Below are 10314 nucleotides of genomic sequence, written 5' to 3'. Positions count from 1 at the left end.
AGTTTCTTCTGAGAAAATACAAGAAGTAAATGAGGCTTTGAAAATAAGCCTTGAAATTATAGAAATATAAGAGTAACCAAAATTAATTATGCATGGGATTTTTTCACCTGAAGGAGAGATATATTCATACACTAAGGTTGCCAATGATGAGCTTGGTTTTTATATAATAAGTATGGAGACAAAAATCCTTACAGGATAAAAGTCAGACCGCTGTGTTTCCCTTTATATCAGGACTTTCCATATATGCTTAAAGGTGGAATAATCTCAGACGCAATTGAGATTTTAGGGAGTTTGAATATAATTGTTGGGGAGATTGAAAGGTGAGGAGTAAAAAATTCTAAATTCTAAATCCTAAATTCTAAACAAAGTTAAAATCCTAATGATCTAAATCCAAAACAGTTTTGAGAATTTGAATTTTATGGTTCGACAGGCTCACCATACTGGGCGAAGTCGAAGCATTGTTTAGAAATTAGGATTTAGAATTTTGTTTGTTGAGAAATTTGTTTCCTCAGTTTTATGTGGTTGCAATATGGATGATTTAAAAAAAATAAATGACAGGCTTGAATTCTACATCCGCGCACAGTCATTTCCACTTGGAATTAAAATGATGAGGGAAGGAGATGTTTTGCCTGAGAAGGCAAAAGTCCCTTTAAAAGATTTCGGGCACAGAATCGCCATATGCCAGGTCATTTTCCCATGTTACGGCGACAGAATTTTTGCCCAGACTGAGGATTATGAAATGGCATTTACAATTCCCTATAGCAGGATTTCCGAAGTTCTTGAAGGCTTGGAAGGAACACAAAAGGGAGGAATAAGATATCCTGTACCATCATTTTTGCGCTACGAAGGAAAGTTCCCTGAGAAATACAGGATAATTGAGGAAGACTGGAAAGAGTAGTAAAATTTAGAATCCCAAATATTTTAAAGGAGGTTTTAGAAATGAGCGTACAAGTGGGACAAAAAGCACCGAATTTTGAGGTTGAAGGGGTTCTGGAAGATCAGTTCATTTCAGAAAGTCTGAGCAAATACAGAGGTAAATGGGTTGTGCTGTTTTTCTATCCTCTGGATTTTACATTTATATGCCCAACAGAAATCACAGAGTTTTCCAAAAGGAATGATGAGTTCAAGGAACTTAAATCTCAGGTTCTTGGTATGAGTATTGACAGCAAGTTCTCTCATAAGGCATGGCTTAAAGAACTGGGACAGCTTAAGTATCCATTGCTTTCAGACATCACAAAAGATGTGAGCAGGAACTATGGTGTCCTTCTTGAGGATAAAGGTATTGCCTTGAGAGGAACCTTTATAATTGACCCTGAAGGAACACTTAAATACCAGCTTGTCCACGACCTTGGTATTGGGAGAAGCGTTGAAGAAGTGTTAAGGGTTCTTAAAGCTCTTCAGACCGGGGAACTATGTCCTGTTGAATGGAAGCCCGGAAAGAAGACTTTGGGAAAGGCATAATATTTTTGCTTAAATCAACTCTTTCGGCGGTGTATATTTCATTCCAAATGATTCTGCAACTGCCGGATGAGTAATTCTGCCTTTAAATACATTTATTCCCCTGCCTAAAGCCTCATCTGAGGTAACAGCCTTAAGAAAGCCATTGTTTGCTATTTTCAGCGCATAGGGAAGAGTTGTATTTGTAAGCGCAAAGGTTGATGTGCGTGAAACTGCAGCAGGTATATTGGTTACACAGTAATGTATTACATCTTTGACGGTAAATATGGGATTGCTGTGGGTTGTCGGCTTGCAGGTTTCAATGCAGCCTCCCTGATCAACAGAAATATCAACAATCACTGAACCGGGCTTCATTCTTGAGACGAGTTCTTTTTTTACAAGCACAGGCGCCCTTGCACCCGGAATAAGGACTGCCCCGACTAACAAATCAGCATTGACAACAAAATTTTCAATATTTTCCGAGTTTGACATAAGGGTTATGATTCTTCCCTGAAAGATGTCATCAAGATAGGCAAGCCTTTCAAGGTTTATATCAAGTATTATAACTCCGGCTCCCAATCCTGCAGCTATCTTCGCGGCATTTATTCCTGAGACACCGCCGCCAAGAATCACAATTGTTCCGGGCTTTACTCCCGGGACTCCTCCAAGCAATATTCCTCTTCCCCCCTTATCCTTCTGGAGATATGAAGCGCCAATCTGAATTGACATCTTGCCTGCAATCTCGCTCATTGGAGTAAGAAGAGGAAGTGTTCCGTTTTTTATCTGAATGGTTTCATAACCTATTGCAATTACTTTTCTGTTAATCAGAGCCTGAGTGAGCTTTCTGTTAGAAGCTAAATGGAGGAATGTATAGAGTATCTGGTTTTCTCTGAGTAGCGGGTATTCTTCAGGAAGCGGCTCTTTTACCTTCATTATCATATCTGCAACTGAATATACCTCCTTTGCAGACTTGATGATATTGGCGCCTGCAAACTTGAAAGTAGAGTCGCTTATACTGCTTCCAATCCCGGCTCCTTTTTCAATGTATACTTTATGCCTGGCATTTACCAGAGCCTTTACTCCTGCTGGTGTGATTCCAACACGGTATTCATGGTCTTTGATTTCCCTTGGTACACCGATTCGCATTATAAACTCTCCTGTAATAATTTCAAATTACCTAAATTCATTTTAACTTCAAATGATATTCTAATCAAGCATAAAAGCAGAATTTGATTGACAATAGCAGTACTCAAAATTTAAAATAATCAACAAGTTGGCTCAAGTTTTATGAAAACAAATTAGAAAAGATTAAGTCATAAGGAGGAAAATTAATGGCATTAGAAAAAGATAAAAGAAAAAAATATGTTGTGGACCGGTTTGCCCAGTCAAAATACGCCATAATGGTTGTGGTCTATTTGATGGTTTATACTATGTTTCTCACGTTTTTTATTTACATGCCAACTCTATGGATTCTTGGCTCAGAAAATTATCTTCTTGATGCACAGGTACAGGCTGCAAGGGAATTTTTTTTCCTTGAGAAGCATTATTTGCCGGCTCTTGTTTTAACAATGTTTATAATGGGCTTGCACAGCGTGATTGTAACTCACAGATTTTTTGGTCCTATTCAGCGTTTTAAATCTGTTACGAAAAATGTAATTTCAGGAGATTTTTCTAAAAGAATTAAACTGCGCAAGCATGATTTTCTAAAAGATTTTCAGGATGAATTTAATCAGATGCTCGATTCCATTGAGAACCGGAGAAAGGAAATAAATCTTATTAGCACAAAAGGCTCACTTGTGCTGACAGAGCTTTTAAATGATATGGAAAAAGGAACGCTATCGGCTGCAGAAGTTGGAAACAAAACAAATGAAGCATTGGGCAGGATGAAAAAACTTGCCTCATTGACAGAACCTACTGATCCGTTACCTTAAGAGGAGTTTTTGTAAAAACCTCTGAGGGTTCTCTTGGATTTGACAAGTTAATTATTTAAATTGGCTGGATGGGTCGTTCTGTAATATAAGGAGGAATTATGAGCAAACCTTTTATCAGGGAAACAAAAGGTTTTAGTTTGGTTGAGCTGGCAATTATTGTCCTTATAACTGGAATCATAGCCTCAATTTCAATACCGCTCTATCTTGGATACAGGAAAAAAGCTATAACCATTGAAGCTAGTACTAACTTAATTGCACTTTACAGGTATGAAATCAATTATTTTGCTGAACACGACGAGTTTGCTTCAGACCTTTCTGCTTTAGGTTTTTTCCCGCAGAGTAATAAGTACTATGAATATGAAATAACGGAGAGCAGCCAGACAGGATTTACTGCAAGGGCATCTGCAAACATAGACAATGACCCAGTTCTTGATGTGTGGACATTAAATGACAGCCAGGTTTTGATTCACGCAACAAAGGACTGATTTGTAGGATAGAGTGTGTTTGAAACTGTTTTGGAATTTTAAATTTTGATATTGTTTGTAATTTGTTATTTGAAATTTCAGATTACCTTTCCAACCAAATCATACCCTATGGCATTAGTGATTAAGATATCAGAAATTTCTCCAGTTGCCGGATTTCCTTCATTTACATATGTTATTCCATCCACATCCGGCGCCTGACCCTGAATCCTTCCTGCAAGGAGCAAATCTGTTTCTTGTGAGTAACCTTCTATGAGGACTTTCTGACAGCTTCCAATCAGTTTTTTGTTTTTCCTAAAAGAAATGTTTTTCTGAATCCTCATAATTTCCTTTAAGCGTTTAATCTTAACTTTTTCAGGAATCTGGTTCTTTAACGCATAAGCCTTTGTTCCCTCTTCTCTTGAGTAAGAAAAGGCTCCAAGATTATCAAATCCGATTTCTTTAATAAAGGAACAGAGTTTTTTAAACTGCTTGTCAGTTTCCCCTGGAAATCCCGTAATGATAGATGTTCTTAAAGAAATATCAGGTATGGATTTTCTTATTTTATCAATAAGGCAATGGATGTCCCTGCCGGTGTATCTTCGCCTCATATTTTTTAATATGCTGTTATCAATATGCTGGAGCGGAACATCAAGATATTTGCAGATTTTTTTTTCACTGCGTATGAGGCTAATCAATTCCGGATTAATCTCAGAGGGATAAGTGTAGAGGATTCTTATCCACTCAATGCCTTTTACATCAATCAGCTTTTTTAAAAGATTTATGAAACTGATATTTTTCTTAAAATCTCTTCCGTAGCTTGTTGTGTCCTGCCCTATGAGGTTGATTTCCTTGACGCCATTTTCTGCAAGAATGGCGGCTTCATCAACTATTGATGCAATGCTCCGGCTTCTAAAACTCCCGCGGATAGAAGGTATGGTGCAGTATGAGCACCAGTTATCACATCCGTCAGTGATTTTAACATATGCTGTTGCCTTTGGAGTAAGGAGTTTTCTCGGCAGATTAGATTTATATAGACCTGTTTTTTGTTTTAAATTCCATGAAGAATTTTTAAATAGTTGCAGATTTGTTAAATCCCCCCTTACCCCCCTTTGCAAAAGGGGAGATGGGGGAATTGATGAATTTCTCCTAATACTTTTCTTGCAGATTTTTACAATATCTGTGACATGGTTAAGACCAAGCATGAAATCAATTTCAGGAATCTCTTTTTTTAGTTTATCCTGATATCGTTGAGGAAGGCATCCTGTTACAATGATTGATTTAAGCGGGCTGTTTTTTTTCTTAAGCTCTGTAATTTCCAGGATTGCTTCTATGGATTCGCTCTTGGCTGACTCTATGAATGAGCAGGTATTGATTATAATTATCCGGGCTTCTTCTTTGTTGGTGGTCAGCCTAAACCCTTCTTTTTCCAAAAGCCCAAGCATTATTTCAGAATCAACGGAGTTTTTCGGGCAGCCAAGGCTTATCATTCCGACTTTTACGTTCAAGATTTAAATCTCCTGAGCAAATAATTATTCAGCTAAATAAGTAGTGAGTAGCAAGTAGAGAGTACGAAAGCTAAAAACTTAAAGCGCAAAACTGAAAACTAAAGCTCAAAACTTAAAACTTTTAATTTTAAATTATAATTTTACACTTTACACTTCTCATACTTGGCAATCCATCCTCCTCCCAAAACCCTGTCTCCGTCATAAAAAACTGCAGCCTGTCCCGGAGTGATTGCATGCTGGGGTTTTAGAAATCTGCACATTATTTTATTACCGCATAGTTTTGTAAGAACAGCATCTGCTTCCCTTGTGCGGTAACGGTATTTTACAGTGCATCTTGTGTTTTTAAAATCCTCAGGCATTCCATTAATGATGATATCCTCTACAACGCAGGATTCAGCCCTGAGCTCTGCTTTGCTTCCTACCACAACTTCATTTGTTTCAGGTTTTAACTCGAGTACATACATAGGGTTTTTAGCTGCAACACCAAGCCCCCTTCTCTGTCCTACTGTGAAAAATGGCATTCCCTTATGTTTCCCTAAAACTTCTCCTTTGAGATTCACAATATTTCCTGCATCAAAACCCTGCAATGCTGATTCTTTTTTAATAAACGAAGGATAGTCTTTGTCAGGAATAAAACATATCTCCTGGCTTTCTTTTTTTTCTGATATTTTTAATCCAAACTTTTTTGCAATGCTTCTGACTTCCTTTTTTGTATACTCTCCGACAGGAAAGAGGACGGAGGGAAGTTCTTTCTGTGTCAGGTTAAAAAGGAAATAAGACTGGTCTTTGGCTGAATCTATTCCTCTTTTTACATAGTATGTCCCGGTTTTTTCATCAAACCCTATCCTTGCATAATGCCCTGTTGCCAGATATTCTGCGCCAATTTCCTTTGCCTTTCTTAAAAGATGCCGGAATTTAATTTTCTGGTTGCAGAGTATGCAGGGATTTGGTGTCCTTGCAGAGAGATACTGGGAAACAAAATAGTCTATTACCTCGTTCTTAAACTCTTTTTCAAAATTTATTACATAAAAAGGAATATTAAGTTTTTCAGATACCCTTCTTGCATCCTCTATGTCAGCAATTGAACAGCATGTGCCAAAACCGGTGGATGTATAGGGCGAGTAGTCGAAAAGGTGAAGAGATACACCAATCACATCATACCCTTGAGAAACGAGAATGGCAGCAGCAGTTGAGCTGTCAACTCCGCCGCTCATTGCAACGACTACTCTCTTTTTAGTGTTCATAGTTGTTTATCTGAAAATACTTTCTTGGACAGGCAGGACGCCTGTCCTATCCACACACCAGCTTCTCTCCTGCCTGAAACACATCTTCCATCCCTTTAAGGTCATTTGCTACAGCGCCGCGGCCATAATTTTTCCCTTTACATCCTGAGGCTGAGATTATTTCCACCGGCTCCATATAATGGAGTTTCAGGAGTGTCGCATGTCCTTCTAATATAAAGGCATAGGTTTCTTCACCGGGCCATTGCCATGTTCCGATTACAGCAGCTCTTTTTCCATCCGGAACTTTTCTGGTCAGATACGGGTTTGCTAAGCAATCAAGCCTGTCAAAGAATACAGAGGTCTGGGCTGATTCCCTTGCTGTATATATTGGGAATCCAACCACGATGCAATCACTCCCGTATATCTTGTCATAGAGAGGTGTCATGTCATCTTTGATTACGCAAATTGTAGAAACATCTCCCTTTCTGCACATGCGGCAACCCGTACAATAACCGATTTTCTTTTTATGCAGCATTACTTTTTCAGTTTTTGCACCCCTGCTCTGAGCCCCATTTAATAACTGCTCAATCAGGACGTCAGTATTGCCTCCAACCCTTGGGCTTCCGCAAAAGGCTATAACTTTCATTTCTTCAGGGTTCTTGTTTAAAACCTCTTTCTTCCCGCTATATGGAGTTTCCCATCGTTTTATCCTGACAGGCAGGTCCTTCGGAGCCAGAGTTTCCTGTTGGCGTGTTTCCTGTATTACTTTTGCAAAGACATCAGGTTCCCTGAGCTTCAAGAAAAGCGGCTCATAGGATTTTGGAGCAACTTCTTGGGCAGCTTGGAGAAGAGTTTCGCTTGTAATTATCTCCAGATTTTTAAGGGCAGCAATCTTTTCGCAGTTATAAAGGATTCTTTCCTTCCACCTCTCTCTTGTAACAAGAGGCCATGCCATTAATATTTTATCCAGCATTGCACGGGAATTTTCATCATAATTTAATGCCATAATTTTTTCCTCCTTAAATTGACATAAAATTTGTTGACATTTGAATATTATATAATAAAATATTAGTCAATCTATATAGGACATTAACTCGAAAAGGAGGTTATTTATGAGGAAATTGACTAGTTCAATTTTGATTGTTGCCATTATGGTTTTTTTATCTTTTGGGTGTGAATCAACAAAAGAAGCCCTCAGCACCAAGACTGCCCAGGGCGGTCTGATTGGCGCAGCAATCGGCGCAGGTGCAGGAGCTATTATAGGTTCCAAGTCAGGAAATGCCGGTCTTGGCGCAGCAATCGGCGCAGGTGTTGGCGCTCTGGCAGGCGGAGTGATAGGTCATTATATGGATAACCAGCAGAAAGAACTGCAGGCGATTATTGACCAGCAGAATGCACAGCAGGCACAACTCCAGCAAACTCAGGGGCAACTGGAAGCAGAAAAGGCTAAGGTTGCAGAGCTTCAGAGAAAGGGTGATGATATAATAGTAAACCTTAAGGGTGATACTCTGTTTGCCACAAATTCAACTGTTCTTCAGGCCGGGGCTATAAATAATTTAAAAGAAATTGCCTCAGTTCTTAAACGTTATCCTGACACAAATGTTACTGTAAAAGGGCATACTGACAGCATAGGGAATGCTGATTACAATAAAAAGCTTTCAGAGCAGAGGGCAGAGGCAGTGAAATCAGCTTTGCTTGTAGAAGGAGTAGCTCATGAGAGAATAACAACCATCGGATATGGAGCTACATTTCCAGTTGCTTCCAATGATACACCTGAAGGAAGACAGATTAACCGCAGAGTTGAAATGGAGATAAAACCTAAGCAGCAGGGATAATATTCCCGGGCTTTTTTATTTTTCCAGAAAAATTCCCCCTTTTTTTTATAAACAGGGGGATTTTATTTCCTGCATTTCTGCCATATTTTAATATTCTTAAAAAACCCTTGCAAACTTTTTACCTACATGGTAACTGAAAGCGCTTTTTCAAAAAAATGATTTTCATTATTCATTATCAGTTTGGGAGAGAATTGATGTGAGGATATTCTTCGTTAATTCAATAAATTAAGAGTGTTAGATTTGATTTTTTTGAACTTTTGCCACTAATTTTAAGGAGCTAAAAACACTGCTTAAAAGTTAAAAAAGGAAATTAAATGGCAGATTTTTTTTCTGATTTTAATACCTACAAACAGATAGGTCCGTACATTCCGATTCTGATTCTCCTGCTTGCAGCTCTTGCATTCGGATTTGGAACATTTATTATAGCCATCATTGTCCGTCCAAGCAAACCTAATAAAGTAAAGCTTGAGCCTTACGAATGCGGGCTTGAGCCTGCAACTCCTGATACACGTGGTTCATATAATGTCCGCTATTTTCTGATAGGAGTGCTTTTCATAATCTTTGACGTTGAAACAATTTTCCTCTTTCCATGGGCTGTGGTTTTTAAAAAGATAGGACTTTTTGGTTTTATTGAGATGCTGATTTTCATAATAATCCTCTTTGTGGGTTATTTTTATGCTTGGAGAAAAGGAGCGCTTGAATGGGTTTAATTGAAGGAAGATTTGGGCCTAACGTTTTGATAACCTCAACAGATTTTGTTTTTAACTGGGCAAGAAGGTCTGCGCTGTGGGGAATGACTTTTGGTCTTGCCTGCTGCGCTATTGAAATGATGGCAGCAGGCGCTTCAAGATATGATTTTTTTGAGAGGTCAGGAATGGTTTTTCGTGCGTCACCACGGCAGTCTGATATGATGATAATTGCAGGCACAGTAACAATAAAAATGGCTCCAATAATAAAAAGGCTTTATGAACAGATGCCTGAGCCAAAATGGGTTGTTTCAATGGGAGCCTGCGCAAATACAGGAGGGATTTTTCCAACATACAGCGTTGTGCAGGGTGTTGATAAATTAATTCCTGTTGATATTTATATTCCGGGTTGCCCTCCAAGGCCTGAGGCTCTCTGCCACGGTCTCCTGCTCCTTCAGGAAAAGATAGGTAAAATGACAATAGCAAAGAAGGCAGTGGGGAGCAAGTGAAAAGTAGCTGCCTGCCTGCGGTAGGCAGGCAGAGCGTAGCTCTGCTTAAAAGAAGAGCGCGAAGTCAGGAGTAAGAAGTAAATTATGGAAGATAGCAGGGTTGTTAAGGCATTAAAGGAGAAATTTCCTGATTCAGTGCTTGAAGTGACAACACTCAGAGATTTAAAGGATGAGCTTACTGTCAGGGTGAAAAAAGAGAACATAGTTGATATCTGTTCATACCTTAAAAAAGAATTTAAGTTCAATTTACTGTCAGACCTGTGCGGGGTTCATTACCCTGACAGGGATGAGAAGTTTGAGGTTGTGTATCATATCTTTTCAGTAGATGCAAAGGAGAGACTGAGATTAAAGGCAGGGCTGAAAGAAGGTGAAAAGGTTAACACTGTTACATCAGTCTGGGGGACAGCTGACTGGCACGAAAGGGAGGCTTTTGACCTTCTTGGAATCGTTTTTGAGGGACATCCAAACTTAAAAAGAATCCTTCTTCCTGATGACTGGACAGGACATCCTTTGAGAAAGGATTATCCTTACAGAAGCAAGGATGCAGAGCCTGAGGTAAAGTGATAAATGAAATAAAATTCCAAATGACAAATAATTTTCAAATCCCCCCAACCCCCCTTTTCTAAAGGGGGGCGAGGGGGGATTTGATTTGGTTTTTGTCAGGATACCCTCTAGATTGCTGATGGGTAATTCACTTTTGAAAATTAACATTTTGAATTTGTTT

General features: G+C 38.9%; 12 protein-coding genes. 8 read left to right on the top strand and 4 right to left on the bottom strand.

Annotated features, from left to right (window positions below):
* Positions 1-529: 529 nt before the first annotated feature.
* On the top strand, positions 530-898 hold the full coding sequence (locus A3H37_02570) for a hypothetical protein (protein OGL51632.1): 369 nt from the start codon (positions 530-532) through the stop codon (positions 896-898).
* 41 nt (positions 899-939) lie between these two features.
* On the top strand, positions 940-1461 hold the full coding sequence (locus A3H37_02565) for a thioredoxin peroxidase (GenBank protein OGL51631.1): 522 nt from the start codon (positions 940-942) through the stop codon (positions 1459-1461).
* 9 nt (positions 1462-1470) lie between these two features.
* Here A3H37_02565 and A3H37_02560 read toward each other — a convergent pair whose 3' ends face one another.
* Entirely contained in the window at positions 1471-2583 is a 1113-nt protein-coding gene (locus tag A3H37_02560; GenBank protein ID OGL51630.1) for an alanine dehydrogenase, read from the bottom strand.
* A gap of 185 nt (positions 2584-2768) precedes the next feature.
* Between A3H37_02560 and A3H37_02555 the strand changes: the two genes are divergently transcribed.
* Positions 2769-3368, top strand: coding sequence for a hypothetical protein (locus A3H37_02555; protein OGL51629.1), 600 nt, complete (start codon positions 2769-2771; stop codon positions 3366-3368).
* A gap of 98 nt (positions 3369-3466) precedes the next feature.
* Positions 3467-3853: a hypothetical protein gene (locus A3H37_02550; protein OGL51628.1), complete on the top strand. Its 387-nt coding sequence runs from the start codon at positions 3467-3469 to the stop codon at positions 3851-3853.
* A 77-nt stretch (positions 3854-3930) separates the two neighbouring features.
* Here A3H37_02550 and A3H37_02545 read toward each other — a convergent pair whose 3' ends face one another.
* The 3 genes from A3H37_02545 to A3H37_02535 form a co-directional block, all read right to left on the bottom strand.
* The gene (locus A3H37_02545; protein OGL51633.1) at positions 3931-5319 is read right to left on the bottom strand and encodes a ribosomal protein S12 methylthiotransferase RimO; all 1389 of its coding nucleotides are present in this window, start codon (positions 5317-5319) and stop codon (positions 3931-3933) included.
* Positions 5320-5477: 158 nt separating this feature from the next.
* Entirely contained in the window at positions 5478-6581 is a 1104-nt protein-coding gene (locus A3H37_02540) for a tRNA 2-thiouridine(34) synthase MnmA (protein OGL51627.1), read from the bottom strand.
* 46 nt (positions 6582-6627) lie between these two features.
* Positions 6628-7566 carry a hypothetical protein gene (locus tag A3H37_02535; protein OGL51626.1) on the bottom strand — a complete coding sequence of 313 codons (939 nt, stop codon included), beginning with the start codon at positions 7564-7566 and terminating at the stop codon, positions 6628-6630.
* Positions 7567-7672: 106 nt separating this feature from the next.
* Between A3H37_02535 and A3H37_02530 the strand changes: the two genes are divergently transcribed.
* The 4 genes from A3H37_02530 to A3H37_02515 all read left to right on the top strand — a co-directional run bounded on the left by A3H37_02530 (position 7673) and on the right by A3H37_02515 (position 10154).
* Positions 7673-8395, top strand: coding sequence for a hypothetical protein (locus A3H37_02530; protein ID OGL51625.1), 723 nt, complete (start codon positions 7673-7675; stop codon positions 8393-8395).
* A 314-nt stretch (positions 8396-8709) separates the two neighbouring features.
* Positions 8710-9105, top strand: a complete 396-nt coding sequence (locus A3H37_02525) for an NADH-quinone oxidoreductase subunit A (GenBank protein OGL51624.1) — start codon at positions 8710-8712, stop codon at positions 9103-9105.
* Complete coding sequence (locus tag A3H37_02520) at positions 9096-9590, top strand: NADH dehydrogenase (GenBank protein OGL51623.1); 495 nt, start codon at positions 9096-9098, stop codon at positions 9588-9590. The genes A3H37_02525 and A3H37_02520 overlap by 10 nt, the downstream gene beginning before the upstream one ends.
* Before the next feature lie 81 nt (positions 9591-9671).
* The gene (locus A3H37_02515; protein OGL51622.1) at positions 9672-10154 is read left to right on the top strand and encodes an NADH-quinone oxidoreductase subunit C; all 483 of its coding nucleotides are present in this window, start codon (positions 9672-9674) and stop codon (positions 10152-10154) included.
* Positions 10155-10314: the final 160 nt, after the last annotated feature.

The sequence above is a fragment of the Candidatus Schekmanbacteria bacterium RIFCSPLOWO2_02_FULL_38_14 genome, assembly GCA_001790855.1.
Classification (GTDB): domain Bacteria; phylum Schekmanbacteria; class GWA2-38-11; order GWA2-38-11; family GWA2-38-11; genus 2-02-FULL-38-14-A.
The sequence above is the reverse complement of the archived record's forward strand: the minus strand, read 5'-3'. Positions and strand labels throughout refer to the sequence as shown.